This is a genomic window from Bradyrhizobium canariense (assembly GCF_900105125.1).
GTDB classification, from domain to species: domain Bacteria; phylum Pseudomonadota; class Alphaproteobacteria; order Rhizobiales; family Xanthobacteraceae; genus Bradyrhizobium; species Bradyrhizobium canariense_A.
In genome coordinates, this window is the sequence record NZ_LT629750.1 from 7,777,568 (window position 1) to 7,798,570 (window position 21,003).

The window sequence follows — 21,003 nt, forward strand, 5'->3', positions numbered from 1 at the left end:
GAACTATCCAATATCCATCGGCTTGCCGTGGGGCTCTTGCCGAAAGGCGACGATCGCGATCAACGCCGCCAATTCGCAGGCGGCCAGGAACAGGAAGGCCGGCGCGATCGCATCGGTCGTCGCTTTCGGCGAAACCACATCGCCGCTGCCAGCGATCAGCGCCAGGCAAACCGGCCCCAGGATTTTGCCGATACCGTTGGAGGCCTGCGCCAGCCCAAACGCCCGGCCACCAAGCGAGACCGGAAACACTTCGACCACATAGGGCGATATGTTGGAGAACATGCCGCTGTAAAACGCAGCTCCAACAATCACGAGGAGTGCAAACACCGACCAGCCGGCGATGAATTCGCGATAGAATGCGAAAATCGCCAGCATAACCAGGACGGACATAAAGGTTCCGACGAGCGCTGCGCCGCGGCGGCCGATATAGAGCGGCAAGACGGAAAACAGCACGCGGCCGAGCATGGAAAAGATGCTCGCATAGACGAAGTAATGCGCGGCCTCGTGCGCCGTAATCTTCAGAAGTTGCGACAGGACGGTGGGCCCCCACAGGATCACGCCATAGGTGCCGGTCGAAATCCCGGTCCAGATGACAACGACCCACCAGAACCGCTTCTGGTCCTGGAATAGCTCGGACATCGACCCCGACTTCCTGGCCGGTTCGATCGCGTTCGGCAGCGCAACGCTGGTCTCGGGAACGCCGAGCAGCTTTGCGGCCTCACGCCGCGCGTCGGCATTACGGCCGCGCGAGAGCAGCCAGCGCACCGACTCCGGCGCGATCAGCGCGATCAATAAAGAAGTCACGATTGGCAGCGCGCCGGTGGCAGCGACGCCGCGCCATCCGATCACCGGCAGCAGGCTCGCCGAAACCATCGCGGCGAACATCGTGCCGAGCGCGACCGGCACCACCATCATGCTGGAAACGAATGTGCGGTATCTGGTCGGCGTCATCTCGACGACGAGAGGATTTTGAGCGGTTGTCGCGGCCATTGACCCGCAGCCCACAACGAAACGCAACAGCGAAAACAGAATCCAGGCGCCATCCGGTATCAGCGCGCACCCCGCGGCGCCGAGAGAAAACAGCAGACCGCCGCCCCAGATCATCTTCTTGCGTCCGACGATGTCGGCGATTTGCCCACCCACGAGCGAGCCGACGATGGCACCGACGCCAGATGATAGCAGCATCATGGCGCTCTGGCCGTAAGTGAGATGCCAGCCCGGCGCGAGCACCGAGACCAGGTATCCAACCAGGAAGAAATCGTAGAATTCGAACATCTCCTGCAGGACGACGAGTCCGATGGTCAGATAGTAGCGCGGCGTGAGATTGGATTTCTCGATCGCGCTGAGCCAGTCCTGCGCATCACCTTGGGAATGATCCTGGGCCGTTCGGTGGAATCTGCCTTGAACACCTCCCTGAACGGCGTCTTGGCCGTCAAGCGTCACATCGGCCATTTCTCTCCCCGGACGCCCGACTGCCGCTGTCATGCGCAGCGGTTTGAAAGTGCCGAGACCATCCGCAATAAAATTAACACCGGGCATTTGATTGCGATAGTATCGAATTGTCATCAGGTTGATCGAAAAACGGCATCATCGAAATGGATCTGCGCCAGTTCCGCTATTTCATTCAGGCTGCGCGGCGGGAGAATTTCCGCAAGGCAAGCGATGATCTGCGGGTGGCGCAGTCGGCGCTGACGCGGCAGATCCAGCATCTCGAGCAGGAACTCGGCTTTCTGCTGTTTGATCGAGTCAAGCGCGGGGTGCGGCTCACGGCGGCGGGCCAGCGCCTGCTCGACCGCTCGCAGCACATTTTGGGGGAAGTCGATCGACTAAAGGAGAGTTTGCAGCTCGAGGCGCATGTGCCGAGCGGACCCGTATCGCTTGCGGCGCCGCCGTCGATCGGGCGACTGCTGTTCAACAAGCTCGCCCAGACGTTTTTGAAATCATATCCGAAGGTAAACCTCAGTCTCCTCGAAGGGTGGACATCGAACGTTCTCGGCCAGCTCCGGCGTGGCGAATTGAGTCTCGCGGTCGTTACCGATCCGCCTCCGGACCCGTTGCTCGAATACACCCGGCTATTTACCGAGTCGCTGTACCTCGTCGGCCGCCCCGATGATCCTCGCTTGAAGAAACGCAGCCTGGGAGCGGGGAGCCTGGGCGACTTTCCGCTGGTCATGACCAGCAAACATAATCGCTCGCGCCAGTTGATCGAGATCTCCGCGGCCAGGGAAGGCGCAAAACTCGACATCCGCCTCGAACTGGAAAGCCCGGAAACCCTGCGGCAATTGCTGCTGAGCGGGCGCATCTATGGGCTGCTGCCATACTCCTCGATCTTTCAGGATGCCCAGACGCGACGGCTCGGCGCAGTCCCTATCAAGGGGCAGACCATGGCGCGATATCTTGCCAAGAGCCGCAACGAGGCCAATTCCGTCGCGCGCGAAACCCTGGAGAAAATTACGATCGGCGAACTGCGCGGGCTGGCGAAACGGATCGCGATCCGCGAGCAATAGGTATCCGCAAGATCAGAGCCTTGGCGCGACAAGCGACCCGGGCGGTGACACCTCAACCCGCCACCGGTTCACGCGTGGCGTTTTCGCCCGGGAGCGTCAAGAGGCAGGCAAGGTTCATTGCACCAATCCGGGCTGCAGCAGCCATGCCGGGGGCTGGCTCGAGGCCAGCGCCAGTCCAGCCAATTCGTCCGCGCGCGCGATATGCCTGGCGATCTCGGGATTGATGATGGTCGAATGTGAAATGGGCAGCATATGCCCGGCAGCCGGCAGATGCCTGGCGTCCGCGCCATCGATAATAGACGCGAGCCGTTCGACAATGCGCTGCGTGAGATAGGGCGACAGCCCGCCCGAAAACAGCAGCGTCGGTACGCGAAGGGCGGCGGCGGCGCGCTCGACATTCTCTTCAGCCAGAACCGCCGTGAAATCGAAAGCGAGCTTGTCGGCGTGTTCGATCATGCGGAGGCGCGCGGCCGGAGACAGTTGTTCCGGAGGACCGGACCCGTTCCAGAAATCGGTGAATTTATCGATCGCCTCCAGAGCCAGACCCCTCCAAAGATCGACGCAGACATCCTGCGCGACGCCTGCGAAGCGTTCGTAGAGCCGCCGGTCCGCGACGCCCTCTCTAAGAAGCGTCGGCAATACCGGCTCGATCAGCGTCAGACTGCGCACCCGGCTTGCGAATGCGGAGGCCGTGGCAATTTTGAACGCGATCGCCCCGCCATAGGAGTGGCCCACGAGATGAATCGGTCCGGCCGATTGATTGAGGCGATCGGCCAATAATTCGACTTCCTGCGATAGCGTCGTCGGCAGGGTGAACGGACCGGGATTGTTGCCGTAGCCGGAAAGATCCGGTGCGATGATCCGGCAGGTGCTTCCGAGTGCCGCGGCGAGCCGCATCCATTGTCGCCCTGAACCCAGCGAGCAATGGAGGGCTACGACGCAGCTTCGGGTGTTTTCCGCAACGGACGTTTTAATCAAATTCATCATCGAACCATCCCTGATTGTGCTTCACTGTTTAAAAAAGATGTTTGGCTGCTCGCGCAGGCGCGAGGGCGCAGAAATCCTGCATCATGCAATGGGCCACTTATTCATCAGGCGCTGATCCATGCGGCGCCTGATGTCGTCGAGCGATGTTTCATCGCTTGGTGATGACGACCTCGAGATATTCGCTGGGTACGATCATGGTGCCGTCACCGGCTCTGTTCATGCGCACGATCAGCGCATGCAGATCGTTCCTGAGTTCTTCCTGCTTCGCTGCATCGAGCGCCGCGAACGCCTTCAGCACCGGGCCGTAGAACGTCCTGAATACCTCCAGGAAGTGTTCGGGTGAGCGATAACGGAAATTGAAGATGCGAGATTCCGCCTTGATCGAGCTTGCGCCGGCGTCGAACATTTCGGAGAGCCGCGCCTTCGTTCCCCACAGCGCCGGTGATCTGGTGTTGGCAGGAGGCGGCAGATATTTCCCGAGTGTCTTGAAGACCTGACCGATGAAACCTTCCGGCGTCCAGTTCGCAAGACCGATCTTGCCTTTGGGTTTGCAGACCCGCAGCAGCTCGGCGGCGGCCTGATCCTGGTTCGGTGTGAACATCACGCCGAAGGTAGAAACAACTGTGTCGAAGCTGTCGCGATCGAACGGCAGGTTTTCGGCATCGGCTTCCACGAATTCGATGGCCATGCCTTCCGCCGAGGCGCGGGCGCGGCCGCGCTCGAGCAAGGCGGGAACATAGTCGGTCGAGGTGACGTCGCACCATCGCCGCGCGGCTGCGAGGCTCGCCATGCCGTTGCCGGCGGCCACATCGAGCACCTTCGATCCAGCCCTGAGATCGAGGGCTTCACACAGCTCCTCGCCGACGATTTGTAGTGTGGTGCCGACGATGGCATAATTGCCCGACGACCAGGCCGCCTGCTGCCGGATCTTGAGGGAGGTGAGCTCAGGTGATGCCGGAAGTGCTGAAGACTGTGCCGGCATCGGTGCGGTCGCCGTCATTCTGGCCATCGGTGTCTCCTTTCGAGATCACAATGCGGCCACAGGCGTGCGACCGCGATGAACCGAACATGCCCGTACGCTGACCTAAAGACTCTGAGGGGGGATTGATTTTACCTTGAGGGCAGCCTGATTTTTCGATGAGACGCTGCCTCCGGCCGGGATGAAGACGTGCAATTTCTCTTTTCCAACCATGTGCTTGATGCCGATCTTCGCGAGTTGAGCCGGGGCAATGAACGCGTGGCCGTCGAGCCGCAGGTGTTCGATCTCTTGATTTATCTGGTCGAAAATCGCGATCGGGTCGTGACCAAGGACGACCTGATTGCGAAGATCTGGGACGGCCGCATCGTTTCTGAATCGACCCTGACCAGCAGGATAAACGCGGCGCGAAAAGCCGTCGGCGATAGCGGCCGGGATCAGGGGATGATCCGCACCATCGCGCGCAAGGGCTTTCGCTTCGTCGGCGAGGTGCGAGCGCAGAACGGCGGCGTCGAGCCGCGCGACCATTTGTCTCAACCGCCGAGCCAAACCCACGAGCCGTCCCGCCATCAAATGCCGTCGCTGGATCGCACCGCCATCGCCGTATTGCCGTTCACTAATATGAGCGGCGAGCATGAGCAGGAATATTTTTCCGAAGGCATCAGCGAGGATATCATCACCGCGCTATCGAAGCTGCGCTGGTTCTATGTGATCGCCCGCAACTCCTCGTTCGTCTACAAAGGAAGCTCTGTTCACCTCAAGCAAATCGGCGAAGAGCTGGGTGTTGGCTATGTGGTGGAAGGTAGTGTCCGCAAGGACGGCGATCACGTGCGTATCACGGCCCAGCTCAACGATGTCGTCACCGGCAGCCACATTTGGGCTGAACGCTATGACCGCAATCTGGCGGATGTGTTCGCTGTGCAGGACGACATCACGCAGTCCGTCGTCGCCGCGATCGAGCCGCAACTATATGCCGCCGAGAATTTCCGGGCGCAGCGCAAGGCGCCCGATAATCTGGATGCCTGGGATCTGGTGATGCGCGCGCTGTCGCATTATTGGCGCGTGACGCGGCAGGATAATCTGGTGGCGCAGGCGTTCCTTGAAAAGGCGATCAGCTTCGATCCCGACTACGGCCAGGCGCTGGGTCTGCTCGCCGCCAGCCACACCTTTGGTGCCCATATGGGCTGGGAGAACATGAAAGAGGCCGTGCCGATTGCCGAACGCGCCGCACTTGCCGCAATCCATGCCGATAGCGAGGATCCCTGGGCGCACAACGCGCTGGCGAGCGTGTATTTGTTTAATCGCCGTTTCGACGACTGCATCGCCGAATTCGAGCTTACACTTCGGCTGAATCCTAATTTCTCACCGGCCCGCGGTTATTACGGCGTCGCGCTGGCCTACTGCGGACGCTGGGAGGAGGGCGACCGCGCCGCACGCCATGCCCTGCGGCTCAGCCCGCGCGATCCGTTCTCGGCGATCTATTGCGGTGTCGCCGCTTACTCTCAATTCGTCGGGCGCAATTATGAGGAGGCCATTCGTCTGTCGCGTGAAGCGCTGCGACAGCGAAGCGATTTTGTCGGCGCGCACCGGGTGCTGACGGCGGCGGCCGGAATGGCAGGCCTGGAGGATATTGCAAAGGCCGCGTTACAGGAGCTTCGCCGGGTGCAGCCCAATGTTTCCCTGTCCTGGATTTCAGGCGAAATGCCGTTCAAATGCGCCGCGGAGCGCGACCATTATCTGGATGGCTTTCGGCGCGCCGGCCTAAGCTAACTCGCATCCGGCGCTGATCGACCCAAGGTTGAGCCGATGGACTCCGTAATGTTACGGGCTTGATCAGGGCGATCGACGCCTGCATACCGCTTGTGCCGCGAATCGCGGTCATGATTGTTTCCCTGATCGTCGCGAAAATGCGCCAAGCTCTGACGTTTTTGGCCATAATCGAAAACGACGATCGGGCCATGCAAACGTTAGCCGTAATTTCACTTCTGGCGCCGCTCGCGATTGGTGGGGCGGCGTACACGGATCGGCTCCTGGTCAGCGAGCAGACCGTGCAGCAGCGAGCGGATTGAAGCCGGCTTCCATGCGTTTGCGGCTGTCGGGGGACAGCTTACTTTGGGGGGGCAGGCGATGCTTTCGGTGGATCAATTTCTCAGGCTGATCAGCATGCCGGCTATCGTCGTCGCATTCCTGATCGCATCGCAGGTTTCGGGTGGCGGGATCTTTCAATCCGCACAGGCACATATGACCGATAAATAGCCGGGGTGGTGAACGCCGCGGTGACAGGCCGGCGCCTTCAGCGGCGCCCGGCTAGATTGCCTTGAGGAAGCTCTCGCCGGAATCGCTCGGACGCACTGGCAGGTCCGCAGGTTGAAGCGTTGATCGCCGGGCTCGATGAGGGCAAGCCAAAGCGCATTCCGGTTCCATTGTCGCCGCGGAAAGTGCGATTGCGCCGGCCGAGACTTTCGCAGGCTGTGAATTGTTCCGCAGGCTTTGAATTATTCTCCCGGCCGCTTTTGCGGATTCGGCCGGAACGTTCGTTACCGCCCCCGGTTGTCGCACATGGCAGGATATCTGGAGGAGCGACATGAAATTATACTTAGCTGCGATTGCGACCGCTGCGATGATCGGAACCGCCTTGCCGGCGTGTGCGGAAGAAGTCGGCGTGGGCGTCGGTCCGGTCGGCGTGACCGTGGGTCAAAGCCATCGCGACCGCGATGTCGACGTGGTCCGTGACCGCGATGTTGTTCGCGACCGCGATCGGCATGACCATGACACCGTGATCATCAAGAAGGGCGATCGCGATCGGGACATCGATCATGACCGCAGCAAGGTCATCGTCGACCATAATTGATCTTGCAACGGGTACCTTCTTGTGACGACAGGGCCGCCTTCGGGGCGGCCTTTGTCATATTGATCCGGCCATGGCCATTACTTCGAATGGCCTTATTTCGATTTCTCGCGCATGATGATGAATTCTTCCGAATTATCTTCCGCCTGACAGCGCGAGAAGGGATCAGAGATGAGCAACGATATCGAAGAACTGACGAAGCTAAACAAGGACTATGTTGACTCGGTCCAGAACTCGGACGTCAAACGCTTCGACGAAATTCTGGCCAAAGAGTTCTACAGCACGCTTCCCGACAAAACGTTTGTCGACCGTGACGCCTTCCTGAAATTCACGGCGATCCCGGTCAAGATCAAAAACCTGACGGCTGATGACATCAAGATTCGCGTGATGGGAGATTTTGCGATCATTCACGCCCGGACAAACTATATCACCGCAGACGATCAGAAGGCTTCCGGCCGCTACACGGATTGTTGGGCAAAACAGAACGGACGCTGGCTCGCAGTCTCGGCACACGTTTCGCGGTAGGCTCAATGCAGCGGATAGTGAATCCCTATCGTTAGGGACGATCCTGATTTGGAAAAGCGGCAGAATCCGCTCGCCGGTTTCTACCCTTTCGATCGGACTCTATGGATCTCTATGGATAAGGACCCGGTCCAAGGCTGGAGATAAGCGGCTTATCGGTAGGTGCGGCAGATAGGTCACTGCTCGTAGCGCCGCCCAGAAACTGATCGAGGGTCGCCTGAATCTTTTCCTTTACGGCGTCAGGTCCCCGGTCGCTCATCCAGGTATGCTGGTATTTGGTGTGGACGATATCGATGCCGTCCTCCTTGGCCCGCTCGGGATCCGGCAACACGCCGGGATCGGTCTTGAAATTCGGGTCGCTGGAGCGGAACGACAGAATTTTCATTTTGTCGCTGAGCACGAACGGAACGCGCAGATTGTCCAGCGTGATGACCTTCGCCACCTGCTCGGGGTGTTGCTTGGCGTAATACATCGAAATGTCTCCGCCGTTGGAGTGTCCAACCAGCGTGAGGTGGTCGTAATCAGCGTTTGGCTGCCGCTTCTTCAATTCACCGAGCACGAACTCAATATTCGCTTCGCCCTTTTCATAAACGCCCAGCCGGCCGACATAGGGCATCCCGACCTTGGTCATCAGCGGCGGGTCGGTCGGCAGATCCTGCTGGATGCTGGCAACGAGATATCCTCTGGCCGCGAGCACGTTGGCCAGGAATGAGTACTCGGTATTCTTGACGGTGTTGCCGTTGCTGATGATCGCGACCGGCAATTTCCAGAAGCCGTCATCGGCCTTCAGCTCGTAGTCGCGCCGCACGGCGAGATCGACTGCGACCGGCCGCTGTCGAGAGGCATCGAACAGATTCAGCGTCTCGTGGCTGATGCCCCACTTGCTGATGGCGAAATAGACGCCGGCAGCAAGCAGACAGACAGCGGCTAAGACGGTTATTCCCCTCTTCATGGTTTCCTCGATCACTTTTGATTCAACAGATGGTGTTCAACGTTTATTGGTCGAGGGAAGCGGCGTCGAAACAAAATTAAATTTGGGCAACTTTGCTGCCCCGCAGCAAATTATACTCACCGGGGTGCTACTTTCGTACTGATTGGTGCGACAATTAGTCCTTCTCTAGACTAATTATCTACCTGCGATCACCGACTCGTAATTCGGCCGCCGCAAATTCTCCGAAACACGCTCGCTAATTCGCCTGCACTTCGCCGTCATCGTTTTGGTTGGGCAGACCGAAACGGCGACATGTCTTTTCTTTGCCATTGCAGGAGTGTTGCGATGCGAGCGGTCTATCTCGCCCCCTTAGCTTTCGCCGTTGGGTTGATTGCCTCCAACGTTCACGCCGCGGAGACGCCGCGTGACATCAAGGGCCTTTATCTGATGACCGACTATCCGGCGGTCACGGTAAGGCCGGGCACGACGTCCAATATTCCGCTACGCCTGCAAAACTACGGGCTGGGACCGGAGCGATATCAGCTCTCCGTCACCGGCGTGCCGAGCGGCTGGACCGCGACGCTGTTGGGCGGCGGACAACCGGTCGCTGCCGCGATGCCGGCGCCGGACGCCAGCGTGCCCTTGCAGCTTCGCCTCGACGTGCCGGCGAAGACGGACATGACCGCCCAAACGATCACGATCAAGGCGGACGGGCAGGGCACCAACCAGGCGGCGCTGCCGATCAACGTGGCGCTCGCCAAGGAATTGCCGGCCAAACTGACCGTCGATTCCAAGCTTCCTGAACTTCGCGGTAGTCCGAAATCGAATTTCGAATATACGCTGACCATCAAGAACGACAGCGGACGCAATCTGACTGCGAGCTTCGCGGCCGAAGCGCCGGCCAATTTCGAGACCTCGTTCACGGAGGCCTACGGCACCCAGGAGCTGTCCTCGATTCCGATCGACGCTGGCCAGTCCAAGGACATCAAACTAAAAGTCCGTCCGCCGAGCACGATCGACGCCGGACATTTTCCGGTGAAGGTAACGGTCAAGGCCGAAGACGCCTCGGCGAATGTGAACCTCGCGCTGGATGTCGTCGGACAGCCGCAGCTTCAGGTATCGGGGCGCGACGGGTTGTTGAGCGCGCGTGCGGTCGCCTCCCAGCAAAGCTCGATCCCGATCGTCGTCACCAATACCGGCACCGCGCCGGCCGAGAACATCGCGCTGGCCGCGACCGCGCCGACGGGATGGAAAGTAACGTTCGAGCCTTCCACCATCGATCGGCTTGTCCCGGGCAAGGATAGCGAAGTCCAGGCGCTGGTGACGCCAAGCGACAAATCGCTGGCGGGCGATTACATGACCTCGATCAACGCAACCTCGCGCGGAGAATCCGCCTCCGGTCAGTTCCGCATCACGGTCGCGACCTCGACGGTATGGGGAATGGCCGGCGCCGGCGTGATCGGCGTGGCGCTTCTTTTGATGCTGGGCGCAGTTGCAAGGTTCGGCCGCCGATGAGTGATCCAGACAGCAACGCCGCCACAGCGGCAGACCACATCGTTATCGCGGCGCGAAGCCTCACCAAGGCCTATGAAGGGCTGAGCGTCGTCGACGCCATCAACTTCGACATCGTCAAGGGCGAGGTGTTTGGATTGCTCGGGCCGAACGGCGCGGGCAAGACCACGACGATCCTGATGATGCTCGGCCTCACCGAGATATCCGCAGGCACGGTCAGTGTACTGGGTTACAATCCGGCGCGCTCGCCGCTGCAAGTCAAACGCCGGGTCGGTTATCTCCCCGACTCGGTCGGCTTCTACGATCATCTGACCGCGAGCGAGAACCTTGCCTATACCGCGAAGCTGATGGGTCTTGCGCCGGCGGAACGGACACGTCGTATCGCAGGGGCGCTGGCGCGGGTGCGGTTATCAGAGGTCGCCGACAAGCGCGTGGCGACGTTCTCCCGCGGCATGCGTCAGCGGCTTGGTCTCGCCGAGATCATCGTCAAGCAGGCCGAGATTGCGATTCTGGACGAGCCGACGTCGGGGCTGGATCCTCAGGCCACGCTTGAGTTCTTGGGTCTGATCGAAGAGCTCAAGACCGAAGGCGTGACGGTGCTGCTGTCATCGCATGCGCTCGATCAGGTGCAGCGGGTCTGCGATCGTGTGGCCCTGTTTCAGGCCGGACGTATCGTGCTGATGGGCGCCGTTACCGATCTCGCCCGTCAGGTGCTCGGAGCCGGCTTCGTGGTCGAAGTCGAGGCCGATGGCACAGGCCTCGCGCGGCGGCTTGCGACCATCCCCGGCGTGACCAATGTCGAGACGCTGGCCGCGGATCGCTTTCGCATGACGGCGGATCGGGACGTGCGGCCGGACGCGGCCTATGCCGTGGTCGGCGCCAACGGAAGCCTGCGAAGGCTCTCGGTCGATGAGCCGAGCCTTGAGGCGATCTATGCCCGTTACTTCCAGAACCAGACGGACTCACCAGGAGGAACGCGTCATGCGGCGTGAGGGCTCGCCTTTCCAGGGGCTTGGCAGCGTGATGGTCAAGGAACTGGCGGACAACCTGTCGAGCGCGCGAATGCTGGTGCTCGAACTGCTGATCGTGCTGACGGCGCTGGCCGCACTTTATGGCGCGATCGACAGTCTCCGGCAGACCACAGCGGAAGATCCGTTCCTGCTGCTGCGGCTGTTTACGGTCGAGCGCGCGCCGCTGCCGTCCTTTGTCGCGATCCTGGGATTTCTGATCCCGCTGATGGCGATCGGGCTCGGCTTCGACGCCATCAATAGCGAGCATAACCGGCGGACGCTGTCGCGAATCCTGGCACAGCCGATCTATCGCGACGCGCTGTTGATGGGAAAATTCCTCGCGGGTCTCGCCACGCTGGCGATCAGCCTGACCGCGCTGTGGCTGATGGTGATTGGCCTCGGCCTGATCTTTCTGGGCGTGCCGCCGGGCGGCGAGGAGATCGCGCGCTCGCTCGCATTCCTGGTGATCGCGGTTTTCTATGCCGGGGTCTGGCTGTCGCTCGCGATGCTGCTCTCGATCGTGTTCCGTTCGCCCGCTACGGCGGCGTTGGTCGCGCTCGGCATCTGGCTGTTCCTCGCCATCCTGTGGCCGATGCTGGCGCCGGCCTTCGCGCAAGTGATCGCGCCGCCGGATCCGCGCTATGCCGCGCTCGGGCTTGATACGCCCGATACCGCGATCTGGGCGCTGACGCTGTCGCGCTTCTCGCCGAACCATCTGTTCGGTGAGGCGATGCTGGCAGTGTTGTCACCCTCGACACGGTCGCTCGGTCCGGTGTTCATCGATCAGTTGCGCGGCGCCGTGATGGGAGCGCCGTTGCCGCTCGGCCAGAGCCTCCTGATCGCCTGGCCGCAGACGGTGTGTCTGATCGCCGGCACGATCGTGCTGTTTGTCGCAGGCTATGTCGTGTTCCAGCGCCAGGAAGTCAGGGCGTAGGACCGTGGGGCGGCGGTGACGTGCCTCCGACGTCACGCGCCGTCCCGCTTGGATTTCTTGCGCGTGGGCGTATTGCGCGACGCCGTGTGGTGCAAGGTGCGGGAGAAATAATCCCGCGCCACGGCATCCAGCGCGGCCGAGATCATCTCGGATGGTTCGGCCGCGCGACCATCGCGCTCGGCCTCCAGCCGTTCCGCCACCTCAAGATATTGCATGGCAAGCTCGCGCAGCCGGCGGGATTCCTCATCATCGGCAACCGGATCGGTCATCGCCAACAGATCCATCGCGCGCAGGCGCGCATGATCGCTTTTCAGGTCGGCCATGAAGCGCCTCCTTTGGGCTTTCCTCCTGTTTAAAACGCAGATGCGCGGCCGTTCGTCCGTTGGTCCCGCAGGACCGAACGTCGATACTGTCAGGAGCTAAGCGCGGGAGCCATGTCCTGTTCCGGAGTCACAGCCGAGTTTTTTCGCAATTCTGGTAGTGTCTCAATTTGAATGAGACACTACTCCGCTTTATCGGAGGATTTATTTGGTGACGATTTTCTCGTCGCGTGGACCGTAGTGCCGCGGTGGCGAGCCCACTTCCAGCGCGCCGAGGTCGGGCGCCTTGCCGCTGAAGCCGTCGGTGATACCGGGTAGTTCAATACCCGCATCCACCGCCGCAGAAGTTGGCTTCAGGCGGAAGTCGAAATCGGCGGGGTCGTAGACATGTTGCGGATCACTGGCTGACGGCATCGCGACATGCATGAAGCTGTCATAGTCGACCATTACGCCGTGCTTCTCCTGGCCTGTGCCGGCCCGAAAATCGTCCAGTGTCTTGTAGGAACGTTTCACCTGTGCGCTGGGATCATAGTCGATGCGCCGAGCGAAGTCCGGCGTGTTCCACTGGAACAGATCGGCCCCGGGCGCGCTGGCCCGGAAGCCGTCATAGTCCATCGTGTTGGTATTGGCCGGCGAGTTCATCGTGAAGATAGTGGCCGTTATGCCCGAGCCAATGAAAAGGTTGTTCCGGAAGTGCATGTTCTGCGCCGGGCCCGCGCCGCCTTCTCCGATGAAGGTGTTGTTGTAGCTGAGAATGCCCGACGAGCCTTCGATATATTTCAGGGCTCCGTTGGTGTTGTAGACGATGTTGCGCACCCAGTAGAACGGGCCGCCATAGCCCGGCTGCACGCTGAAGGCGCGGTCGGCCAGATTGAAGCAGCGATTATCGAACGCGCGGATGTTTCGTCCGCCGCCATCCATCTCGATGCAATTGTCGCCCATGTTGCTGATGTCGTTGCCGTAGAAATCGTCCGATTCCGGGAACCGGTCGCGGATTTCCTTGGACGAATTGCCTTCGGGCAGCTTTACGCCGTCCGGCACGCCATAGGTTGCGAAGTCGATGCCGTCATGAAAATTGGTGATCTTGTTGTAAGCCACCACATGGCCCTGGCCGTAGACCTTGATGGCATATTCCGACAGCAGCAGTTCGGGATAGCCGCTGAAGGACGACCAGCGCGCGCCGGTCCAGCCCATCATATGATCGGGATCGTGGCGGCCGTTGATCGTGTTGTCGGCGATGTAGAAATCCTTGGAGCCGGACCAGTCGTCCTGCACCGCGCGGCCGACATCGTAGAGCTTGGAATGTTTCAGGGTGAAGCCGCTGGAGCCGGCGATGTCCTTGATGCCGAGCAGGAAGGCGACATTGGTGTTTCTGATCGTAATGCCTTCGAAGTAGTTGTAGTTGGCGCCCATCAGGTTGAAGAGGGTCTGCGCGCCGGCACCGTCAAAGATCACCTCGCCATCATCAGCGCCCTTGATCACGATCGGCTTCTCGGCAGTGCCGCTGCCGGTGAGGTAATAGGTGCCATCGAAATAATTGCCCATCGAAAGATTGCCGACCTTGGGATCAGTGGTCAGGTAATGGAAGCGGTCGCCGGTATAGATGCCGGCATGGACCAGGATGGTATCGCCCGGCTGCACGCGCACGGGATAGGCGTTTTCATAATCGTAATGGGCGCCGCCCTCGAAATACGCCGCCATGATCGAAGGGAAATTCGGCTCCTGCTTCGGTCCTTTCCAGTCTACCGGGTAGACATGATAGACGTGCCCGCCCGGAGCGGGCATTGGTTCCTTGCGGGTGTGGAAGGTCACCGTCCTGGTCGCGTTGCCGCCATCCGGATCGGACAGGGTGAATTTGGCTTCGTAGTCGGTGTCCGGAGTCAGCGCCAACAGGCTGCCCGTCAGCATGTTGGGCACTTCATATTTGAACAGCGGATAACGGTTGGGACCCCCGGGGCCAGGGACCGCGCCGACAAACTCGCCATTGCCGCCGGCGCGCAACAGCGGCAAGCCGGTCTTCCAGGCCTGATCGCCCTTCTTGCGATAGGCGACCTCCGCCTTGGCATTGGTGTTATCGTCGCCGGTGATGCGCCAGTCGAAGCCCGCTGATATCAGCGTGGGGCGTTCCACTGTCAGTGCGCCAGCGTGGACGCTGTTGGCCGCGTGGGCCGGCGGGCTCGTCAGCAGCGCTGCGCCACACAAACCGAACGCCCATGCGGAGAGCGGGGTTTTCATTCTGATCATTTTTTTTAATCTCCCCAGACAGCTCAAAGAGAGCCAAGCGGACCTATAAATGATTCCCGCCGCACAAATCCCTCGAAAGCCAGCGGCAAAAATGCAGCGCTGGGGAGTGCTTTCATGAGTGCAATGAGGTGTTTCTTCGTGCGCTTTTACAGTTACTGTCCGTATTGAGTCCGCTCCCGAGCGAAAGCACCGCTTCGCCGGCGCTCCGGGTTGCTACGTTATCCTAGGCGGATTCCCGGCTGAAGATTGAGACACGACTGCAATTTTGGGATGGGATTTACGCGAGTCGATCTAGCGACGACGCGCGACCGCAACGCCGAATAAAAACGCCACGAACAGGCTCGCCAGTGGCGCTTCACGGGTGATGGCGCTGATGGTCGACAGCGGCATGCCCGGCTTCCGCGCAGCCACCACCGCGTCGCTCAAGCGATCGACCGCGCTTTGCAGCGCCGCCGTCACGTCGGTGATGGTGCGAGACACATCGGTCGCGGTATCGATGGCGCGCTCCGCCATGCCGGGCTGCGACGTGGGTTCGGGGGTCTCAAAGCTCACATCAGGCTCGCTTGTTGGTACCGGCGCCGCAGGACTACCCGCGTGAGGCGATAGGAAGTACGAGGCCGCCACCATTGGCTATCCGCGCGAGCGCTAGTCTTGAACAGCGGGTCTTTAGGACCTTTGGCTATCCGCGACGGCGCCGTTCTGAACGGCGGGTGACGGCCTCCGGAAACAAATGCGGGGCCAGGAATTTTGTTCCGCAAGTTCGGCTCGTTTTGGAAGTGGGCTGCTTGATCCCGGCGATATCAGGAACAAGTTGGCGTTGAGGGGAGCGGAAGAATATGACCAAATGGCCATAGCCCCGTCACGGGCCCGGAAGCCGTCGCCACCAGGAGCGGAGGAAGAAATGGCAACCAAAAAGACCGCTATAGATGCGAACAAGGCAACGCATTCACTGTCGCGCAGGCAGATGTTAGGCAGCGGCGGCACGCTGTTGGGCGGCGCTGTCGTCGGCGGCTTCGCCGGCGGGCAGGCCTTGGCCGGACAGCCCGGGTCCACTTCCGAAAACCTGCCGCCCAATATTCCGGAATGGATGAAAGCGCCGGGCGATCCGATGGGCGCCCAGCTCTATGGAGAGCCGTCGCCGTTCGAGAAGAACGTCATCAAGAACATCCCGAAGAATTTGCCGCAATATCTCTCAGCCTCGGGACGCACGCCGCTTGGCGATCTCGACGGCATCATCACGCCGAACGGGCTGTTCTACGAACGTCACCATGGCGGCGTTCCCACCATCGATCCCGACCAGCACCGGCTGATGCTGCATGGACTGGTCGAGCGTCCCATGATTTTCACGATGGAGGACATCCGCCGCTTTCCATCGCAATCGCGGATTCACTTTCTCGAATGCTCAGGCAATCCGGTTTACACAAAACCTTATGGCAAGACCGCATCCGACCTGATGGGATTGTTGAGTTGCGCGGAGTGGACCGGCGTCAGTCTTAAACTTGTACTTGAAGAGGCCGGACTTCGTCCCGAAGCGAAATGGCTGGTGGCCGAAGGCGCCGATGCGGCGGCGTTGACGCGCTCGATCCCGATCGAAAAATGCCTCGACGACGCCATGCTGGTCTACAGCCAGAACGGCGAGCGGTTGCGCCCGCAGCAGGGATATCCGCTGCGGCTGCTGCTGCCCGGCTTCGAAGGCAATATGAATGTGAAATGGCTGCGCCGTCTGAAGGCCGTGACCGAGCCGGCCTACTCGCGCGAGGAGACCTCGAAATACACCGACCTGATGCCTGACGGGACCGCGCGCGAATTCACCTTCTACATGGAAGCGAAATCGATCATCACCCGGCCGTCGGGCGGCCAGAAGCTCAAGCAACCCGGTTTCCATGAAATCACCGGCCTGGCCTGGAGCGGGCATGGCAAGATCAGGCGCGTCGACGTGTCCGTCGACGACGGCAAGAACTGGCAGGAAGCGCAATTGCAGGAGCCGGTGCTGACCCGCGCCCTGACGCGCTTCCGGCTGCCATGGCAATGGGATGGGCAGCCGGCGGTGATCCAGAGCCGCGCCATCGACGAGACCGGTTATGTGCAGCCGACATTCTCGGAGCTGACCGCCGTTCGCGGCGTGAATTCATTCTATCACAACAATGCCATTCAGCCGTGGCGCATCGATGCGCAGGGGCAGGTGACCAATGCCAATGCTTAAATCCGCTCTGGCGACGCTCACGCTGTTGACACTGGCGTTGTCGGCCCGCGCCGAGGCGCAGGGCCATTACGGCATCGGGCGAACCGCAACGGACGGGGAAATCGCCGGCTGGAATATCGATATCGGCCGCGACGGTTCGAACCTTCCGCCCGGAAGCGGCAGCGTTGCCCACGGCCACGAGGTATTCGATCAGCAATGCGCGGCGTGCCATGGCGAGAAAGGCGAGGGTGGCGTTGGCGAGCGGCTGGTCGGCGGCCAGGGTACAATCGCAACGCTAAAGCCGATCAAGACCGTCGGCAGCTACTGGCCTTATGCCCCGACGCTGTTCGACTATATCCGCCGCGCGATGCCGCAAAACGCGCCACAGTCGCTCAGCAATGACGACGTCTATGCAGTCTCTGCCTATATCCTCAACATGAACGGGCTCTTCCCTGCCGACGCGACGCTCGACGCCAAGTCGCTGAGCGCGATCAAGATGCCGAACCGGAGCATGTTCACGGAGGATCCAAGGCCCGACGTCAAGAATCCGGCCTGCGAGAAGGGCTGCTAGATCCCGGCCGGGCGGCGCAAGCCGGTCACAAAATCAGACATGGACCTGACGGCGTTTGTTCGATTACGCTGATGCCGTGATCGCAATGCCAGGCCAGGATTTGATCCACCGTGACCAGAACTGAAGTTATCGACCGCGTCAGCCAGCACTTTCATTCCGGTGATTTTCTCGATGAGCTCGGCCGCAGGGTTGCGTATCAGACCGAAAGCCAAAATACCGGCAGGGAGAAGGAGCTGCGCGCCTATCTTGAAGCGGAGCTGCAACCCGTTTTTTCAGAACTTGGCTTCACCTCGAAATTGATTGAATCGCCAAGCGGGAAGCATCCTTATCTGATAGCTGACTATAAAGAGAGCGCCTCGGCGCCGACCGTTCTCACCTATGGCCATGGCGATGTCGTCGACGGCATGGTGGGCGAATGGCGCAACAACCTCGATCCCTGGCGGCTGACGACGGCAGGCAATCGCGTTTATGGCCGCGGCACCGCCGATAATAAAGGGCAGCATTCCATCAATCTGTCGGCGTTGCGCGCGGTTCGCGAAGCCCGCGGCGGCAAGCTCGGCTTCAACGCCAAGTTCATCATCGAGATGGGCGAGGAGATCGGCTCGCCGGATCTCGCTGAGGTCTGCGACTCCCTGCGCAATGAACTCAAGGCCGATGTGTTCATCGGCTCCGACGGGCCACGGCTGTCGGCAGATCGCCCGACGATATTCCTCGGCTGCCGCGGGGGCTTACGGATACATCTTGATGTCGAACTGCGCGAGGGCGGTCATCATTCCGGCAATTGGGGCGGCGTGCTGGCCAATCCGGCGACGATCCTCGCCAATGCGATCGGTTCGCTGGTTGACGGACAAGGGCACCTGCTGCTGGAGGAGATGAAGCCGCCGCGGCTCTCGAACCAGATTCGCGCCATGCTCGCCGACGTCAAGGTCGAGCCGACGGCGGATGAGCCGGCGCTGTCGCCGAATTGGGGCGAGGACGGCCTGTCACCGGCCGAAAGGCTCTATGCCTGGAATACGCTCGAGGTGCTGGCGATCTCATCGGGGAATATCGACAAGCCGGCAAATGCCATTCCCGGCCGCGCGCGGGCGGTGCTGCAGCTTCGCTTTGTCGTCGGCACGCAGATCGAAAAGGTCGTGCCCGCGATCCAGCGCCATTTCGACGCAAAAGGATTCTCGATGGTGAAGGTGCGCGCGGCGCAAAGCTTTGCGGCGTCGCGCGCCGATCTCGATAGTCCCTGGATCAAATGGGCGGCGGACTCGATCCGGCAGACCACCGGCAAGGAGCCGGCGATCCTGCCGAATTTCGGCGGCTCGCTGCCGAACGATGTGTTCTCCGAGGTGCTCGGGCTGCCCACGATCTGGGTGCCGCATTCCTATCCGGGCTGTTCCCAGCATGCGCCCGACGAACACATCCTGCTGCCCGTGACGGAGGAAGCGCTGCGCATGATGGCGGGCCTGTTCTGGGATTTAGGCGAGATGCCGCGCCCGCTCTAGCGGGGCGTATCAAGGGGACTATCCGCGGACGAAGGTAAAGAGCGTTTTGAGGCGAAGTCGAAGAGATAGGTAAAAACCGATGGCTACGAAGTGAGTGTGTTTGACCGTCGCTTTGTCGTCGCTGGGTTGTTGGCGATGCCCGCGGGCAGGGCGTCAGCGCAGGGCAGCGAGTTCTCCGGCGAGTTGACGGCGTCGCACTCGCTGCCGGTCATCAAAATCGTGATCCTCAACGCCAGCGGTGTGCAACGCCAGGCCATCGCGCTGATCGACACCGGCTCGGCAAGTTGCCTGGTCGAACAATCGATCCCGAAGGAGTTGGGTCTGGTCCAGGCAGGTAGCGAGGAGGCCTTGACTCACGATGGCAAGCGGACAGATCCGCTCTACAGTTGCCAGTTCAGATTCCCGGACGGGCATTCTTTCGACTTGCAGGCCGCGGCCAGGCCGATGCAGACGGCGGCGCTGTCATTTGATGCGATCATCGGAATGAGCCTTCTGCGATATTACGATGTCCGGATCAAAGCATTGGAGCGGCTGGTAACCCTTCGCTGGCTGGGCGCTTAAAGAGATCGAATCCGGACATCCTCGGGTACAGACCGGCCTACAGGATCGCATCAAGGGGATATCGAGGATGGCGTCATCGGGGGAAGCGGCTTCATCGACGGCATTTCCCGCGCAGTCGGCGAGTAAACCGATCGCCAGGCTCGTGATCGCAACGTCGATCGGCAATGCGCTCGAATGGTACGACATCGCCGTCTACGGATATTTCGCCGTTTATATCTCCAGGGCTTTCTTTCCGAACAGCGATCCCACCATTTCACTGCTGCTGACGCTCGGCACGTTCGGGCTGTCGTTCATCACCCGTCCGCTGGGTGGCGTGATCCTTGGGACCTATGCCGACCGCTACGGCCGCAAGGCGTCGTTGATGGTATCGATCGTGCTGATGACACTCGGCACGTTCGCGATCGCGGTCATGCCGACCTACGAGCGCATCGGCATTCTGGCGCCCGTCGCGGTTCTTCTGGCGCGCCTCGTGCAGGGATTTTCGGCCGGCGGCGAATTCGGCAGTTCAACCGCAATTTTGGTGGAGCATGCGCCTGAGCGGCGCGGCTTCATCGCCAGCTGGCAGTTTGCGACCCAGGGCTTGGGCAACGTGTTCGCCTCCGCCTTCGGCGTCGGTCTTACCTTGTCGCTGGCGCCAGCCGATCTGCAATCCTGGGGCTGGCGAATTCCGTTCCTGTTCGGCGTCCTGATCGGACCGGCCGGCATCTATATCCGCAACAACATCGAGGACGCCGGCGCGCCGCCGGCGACGAAACAGGACTCGCCGATCCGGGAAGTGCTGTCGTATCAGAAGATGCGGGTCGCCCTGGGCATCGGCGTGCTCGCGATCTCGACCGCGGTCAATTACCTCATCCTGTACATGCCGACCTATGCGGTTAAAACGCTCAATCTGCCGCCGTCGGTCGGCTATATCGCGACCTTTGTCGGGGCCATCGTCGTGACCATTCTGGCTCCGATCGCGGGCATGGTCTCCGACCGGATCGGGCGCACCACGCATATGATTGTCATCAACGGGCTGCTGCTGGTCTCGATCTTTCCTGCGTTCCTGCTTCTCACCAAGGTGCCGACGCCGTTCATCATCATCGCCGTCGTATTCTGGCTCGCCGCGCTGAAGTCGCTCTATTATGGCCCGCTCGCGGCACTGATGTCCGAACTGCTTCCTCCGGCGACGCGCGCCACCGGCCTTGGCCTCGGCTACAACGTCGGCGTCATGGTGTTCGGCGGCATGGGGCCGGTCATCATGGCGTGGCTGGGCGGTTTCGCTGTCATCGGCGATCTCGCGCCGGGCTATTATCTCACTTTGGTAGGCGTGTTGAGCATGTCGGCGCTGATCGAAATCAGGCGCACCAAAGCCGACGTAAGCTTCGTGTAAGGTTCGCACGCGGCCGATCCCGTATTCGTCCAC

The 21,003-nt window shown here is 60.8% G+C and carries 21 protein-coding genes; 14 read left to right on the plus strand and 7 right to left on the minus strand.

Going from position 1 to position 21,003, the window contains the following annotated elements; all coding sequences use genetic code 11:
• Positions 1 to 3 precede the first annotated feature (3 nt).
• Positions 4 to 1,452 (minus strand): MFS transporter, encoded by a 1,449-nt coding sequence (locus BLV09_RS36570; protein ID WP_167559028.1) that lies wholly within the window; start codon positions 1,450 to 1,452, stop codon positions 4 to 6.
• A 143-nt stretch (positions 1,453 to 1,595) separates the two neighbouring features.
• On the opposite strand from BLV09_RS36570, the gene BLV09_RS36575 reads away from it, so the two are divergent.
• Positions 1,596 to 2,507 carry a LysR family transcriptional regulator gene (locus BLV09_RS36575; protein WP_146690892.1) on the plus strand — a complete coding sequence of 304 codons (912 nt, stop codon included), beginning with the start codon at positions 1,596 to 1,598 and terminating at the stop codon, positions 2,505 to 2,507.
• 114 nt (positions 2,508 to 2,621) lie between these two features.
• Here the strand turns inward: BLV09_RS36575 and BLV09_RS36580 are convergent, their stop codons facing one another.
• Complete coding sequence (locus BLV09_RS36580) at positions 2,622 to 3,404, minus strand: alpha/beta fold hydrolase (RefSeq protein WP_244548926.1); 783 nt, start codon at positions 3,402 to 3,404, stop codon at positions 2,622 to 2,624.
• A 27-nt stretch (positions 3,405 to 3,431) separates the two neighbouring features.
• Here BLV09_RS36580 and BLV09_RS37655 point away from each other — a divergent pair, with 27 nt between their 5' ends.
• The gene (locus tag BLV09_RS37655) at positions 3,432 to 3,656 is read left to right on the plus strand and encodes a hypothetical protein (protein WP_167558568.1); all 225 of its coding nucleotides are present in this window, start codon (positions 3,432 to 3,434) and stop codon (positions 3,654 to 3,656) included.
• Here the strand turns inward: BLV09_RS37655 and BLV09_RS36585 are convergent.
• Positions 3,643 to 4,476: a class I SAM-dependent methyltransferase gene (locus BLV09_RS36585; RefSeq protein ID WP_197685091.1), complete on the minus strand. Its 834-nt coding sequence runs from the start codon at positions 4,474 to 4,476 to the stop codon at positions 3,643 to 3,645. The genes BLV09_RS37655 and BLV09_RS36585 overlap by 14 nt on opposite strands.
• 186 nt (positions 4,477 to 4,662) lie before the next feature.
• On the opposite strand from BLV09_RS36585, the gene BLV09_RS36590 reads away from it, so the two are divergent.
• From BLV09_RS36590 to BLV09_RS36605, 4 genes are all read left to right on the plus strand, one after another.
• Positions 4,663 to 6,240 carry a winged helix-turn-helix domain-containing protein gene (locus tag BLV09_RS36590; RefSeq protein ID WP_146690894.1) on the plus strand — a complete coding sequence of 526 codons (1,578 nt, stop codon included), beginning with the start codon at positions 4,663 to 4,665 and terminating at the stop codon, positions 6,238 to 6,240.
• 110 nt (positions 6,241 to 6,350) lie between these two features.
• Positions 6,351 to 6,539: a hypothetical protein gene (locus BLV09_RS36595; RefSeq protein WP_146690895.1), complete on the plus strand. Its 189-nt coding sequence runs from the start codon at positions 6,351 to 6,353 to the stop codon at positions 6,537 to 6,539.
• Between the two features lie 515 nt (positions 6,540 to 7,054).
• Entirely contained in the window at positions 7,055 to 7,321 is a 267-nt protein-coding gene (locus BLV09_RS36600; RefSeq protein WP_100382991.1) for a hypothetical protein, read from the plus strand.
• Between the two features lie 168 nt (positions 7,322 to 7,489).
• Complete coding sequence (locus BLV09_RS36605) at positions 7,490 to 7,843, plus strand: nuclear transport factor 2 family protein (protein WP_146690896.1); 354 nt, start codon at positions 7,490 to 7,492, stop codon at positions 7,841 to 7,843.
• 109 nt (positions 7,844 to 7,952) lie between these two features.
• Here the strand turns inward: BLV09_RS36605 and BLV09_RS36610 are convergent, their stop codons facing one another.
• On the minus strand, positions 7,953 to 8,792 hold the full coding sequence (locus BLV09_RS36610) for an alpha/beta fold hydrolase (protein ID WP_146690897.1): 840 nt from the start codon (positions 8,790 to 8,792) through the stop codon (positions 7,953 to 7,955).
• A 324-nt stretch (positions 8,793 to 9,116) separates the two neighbouring features.
• Here BLV09_RS36610 and BLV09_RS36615 point away from each other — a divergent pair, with 324 nt between their 5' ends.
• The 3 genes from BLV09_RS36615 to BLV09_RS36625 are packed head-to-tail and all read left to right on the plus strand — an operon-like array spanning position 9,117 to position 12,227.
• Positions 9,117 to 10,286, plus strand: a complete 1,170-nt coding sequence (locus BLV09_RS36615; protein WP_100382989.1) for a COG1470 family protein — start codon at positions 9,117 to 9,119, stop codon at positions 10,284 to 10,286.
• Positions 10,283 to 11,275 carry an ABC transporter ATP-binding protein gene (locus BLV09_RS36620; RefSeq protein ID WP_146690898.1) on the plus strand — a complete coding sequence of 331 codons (993 nt, stop codon included), beginning with the start codon at positions 10,283 to 10,285 and terminating at the stop codon, positions 11,273 to 11,275. The genes BLV09_RS36615 and BLV09_RS36620 overlap by 4 nt, the downstream gene beginning before the upstream one ends.
• Positions 11,265 to 12,227 carry an ABC transporter permease gene (locus tag BLV09_RS36625; RefSeq protein WP_146690899.1) on the plus strand — a complete coding sequence of 321 codons (963 nt, stop codon included), beginning with the start codon at positions 11,265 to 11,267 and terminating at the stop codon, positions 12,225 to 12,227. Before BLV09_RS36620 ends, BLV09_RS36625 begins: the two co-directional genes overlap by 11 nt.
• A gap of 32 nt (positions 12,228 to 12,259) precedes the next feature.
• On the opposite strand, the gene BLV09_RS36630 is transcribed toward BLV09_RS36625, so the two are convergent.
• The 3 genes from BLV09_RS36630 to BLV09_RS36640 form a co-directional block, all read right to left on the minus strand.
• Positions 12,260 to 12,550, minus strand: coding sequence for a hypothetical protein (locus tag BLV09_RS36630; protein ID WP_146690900.1), 291 nt, complete (start codon positions 12,548 to 12,550; stop codon positions 12,260 to 12,262).
• Between the two features lie 201 nt (positions 12,551 to 12,751).
• Entirely contained in the window at positions 12,752 to 14,791 is a 2,040-nt protein-coding gene (locus BLV09_RS36635; protein WP_146690901.1) for a right-handed parallel beta-helix repeat-containing protein, read from the minus strand.
• 291 nt (positions 14,792 to 15,082) lie between these two features.
• Positions 15,083 to 15,343, minus strand: a complete 261-nt coding sequence (locus BLV09_RS36640) for a hypothetical protein (RefSeq protein WP_146690902.1) — start codon at positions 15,341 to 15,343, stop codon at positions 15,083 to 15,085.
• Between the two features lie 412 nt (positions 15,344 to 15,755).
• Between BLV09_RS36640 and soxC the strand changes: the two genes are divergently transcribed.
• The 5 genes from soxC (at position 15,756) to BLV09_RS36665 (ending at position 20,970) form a co-directional block, all read left to right on the plus strand.
• Positions 15,756 to 16,994 carry a sulfite dehydrogenase gene (gene soxC, locus BLV09_RS36645; RefSeq protein ID WP_167559122.1) on the plus strand — a complete coding sequence of 413 codons (1,239 nt, stop codon included), beginning with the start codon at positions 15,756 to 15,758 and terminating at the stop codon, positions 16,992 to 16,994.
• Positions 16,987 to 17,544 carry a c-type cytochrome gene (locus tag BLV09_RS36650; RefSeq protein WP_244548927.1) on the plus strand — a complete coding sequence of 186 codons (558 nt, stop codon included), beginning with the start codon at positions 16,987 to 16,989 and terminating at the stop codon, positions 17,542 to 17,544. Before soxC ends, BLV09_RS36650 begins: the two co-directional genes overlap by 8 nt.
• A 110-nt stretch (positions 17,545 to 17,654) precedes the next feature.
• On the plus strand, positions 17,655 to 19,037 hold the full coding sequence (locus tag BLV09_RS36655; RefSeq protein ID WP_146690905.1) for a M20 family metallopeptidase: 1,383 nt from the start codon (positions 17,655 to 17,657) through the stop codon (positions 19,035 to 19,037).
• A 90-nt stretch (positions 19,038 to 19,127) separates the two neighbouring features.
• A complete protein-coding gene (locus tag BLV09_RS36660) occupies positions 19,128 to 19,598 on the plus strand; it encodes a hypothetical protein (protein WP_167559031.1) in 471 nt (156 codons plus the stop codon).
• Positions 19,599 to 19,665: 67 nt separating this feature from the next.
• Complete coding sequence (locus BLV09_RS36665) at positions 19,666 to 20,970, plus strand: MFS transporter (RefSeq protein ID WP_100382979.1); 1,305 nt, start codon at positions 19,666 to 19,668, stop codon at positions 20,968 to 20,970.
• The last annotated feature ends 33 nt before the right edge of the window (positions 20,971 to 21,003 follow it).

What these genes read in the sequence shown, in the direction of transcription:
- BLV09_RS36570 (WP_167559028.1), bottom strand. Translation starts at nt 1,452, where the DNA reads ATGGCCGATGTGACGCTTGACGGCCAAGACGCCGTTCAGGGAGGTGTT.
- BLV09_RS36620 (WP_146690898.1), top strand. Translation starts at nt 10,283, where the DNA reads ATGAGTGATCCAGACAGCAACGCCGCCACAGCGGCAGACCACATCGTT.
- BLV09_RS36610 (WP_146690897.1), bottom strand. Translation starts at nt 8,792, where the DNA reads ATGAAGAGGGGAATAACCGTCTTAGCCGCTGTCTGTCTGCTTGCTGCC.
- BLV09_RS36630 (WP_146690900.1), bottom strand. Translation starts at nt 12,550, where the DNA reads ATGGCCGACCTGAAAAGCGATCATGCGCGCCTGCGCGCGATGGATCTG.
- BLV09_RS36650 (WP_244548927.1), top strand. Translation starts at nt 16,987, where the DNA reads ATGCTTAAATCCGCTCTGGCGACGCTCACGCTGTTGACACTGGCGTTG.
- BLV09_RS36600 (WP_100382991.1), top strand. Translation starts at nt 7,055, where the DNA reads ATGAAATTATACTTAGCTGCGATTGCGACCGCTGCGATGATCGGAACC.
- BLV09_RS36580 (WP_244548926.1), bottom strand. Translation starts at nt 3,404, where the DNA reads ATGCGGCTCGCCGCGGCACTCGGAAGCACCTGCCGGATCATCGCACCG.
- BLV09_RS36635 (WP_146690901.1), bottom strand. Translation starts at nt 14,791, where the DNA reads ATGATCAGAATGAAAACCCCGCTCTCCGCATGGGCGTTCGGTTTGTGT.
- soxC (WP_167559122.1), top strand. Translation starts at nt 15,756, where the DNA reads ATGTTAGGCAGCGGCGGCACGCTGTTGGGCGGCGCTGTCGTCGGCGGC.
- BLV09_RS36585 (WP_197685091.1), bottom strand. Translation starts at nt 4,476, where the DNA reads ATGCCGGCACAGTCTTCAGCACTTCCGGCATCACCTGAGCTCACCTCC.
- BLV09_RS36665 (WP_100382979.1), top strand. Translation starts at nt 19,666, where the DNA reads ATGGCGTCATCGGGGGAAGCGGCTTCATCGACGGCATTTCCCGCGCAG.
- BLV09_RS37655 (WP_167558568.1), top strand. Translation starts at nt 3,432, where the DNA reads ATGGAGGGCTACGACGCAGCTTCGGGTGTTTTCCGCAACGGACGTTTT.
- BLV09_RS36625 (WP_146690899.1), top strand. Translation starts at nt 11,265, where the DNA reads ATGCGGCGTGAGGGCTCGCCTTTCCAGGGGCTTGGCAGCGTGATGGTC.
- BLV09_RS36575 (WP_146690892.1), top strand. Translation starts at nt 1,596, where the DNA reads ATGGATCTGCGCCAGTTCCGCTATTTCATTCAGGCTGCGCGGCGGGAG.
- BLV09_RS36605 (WP_146690896.1), top strand. Translation starts at nt 7,490, where the DNA reads ATGAGCAACGATATCGAAGAACTGACGAAGCTAAACAAGGACTATGTT.
- BLV09_RS36615 (WP_100382989.1), top strand. Translation starts at nt 9,117, where the DNA reads ATGCGAGCGGTCTATCTCGCCCCCTTAGCTTTCGCCGTTGGGTTGATT.
- BLV09_RS36595 (WP_146690895.1), top strand. Translation starts at nt 6,351, where the DNA reads ATGATTGTTTCCCTGATCGTCGCGAAAATGCGCCAAGCTCTGACGTTT.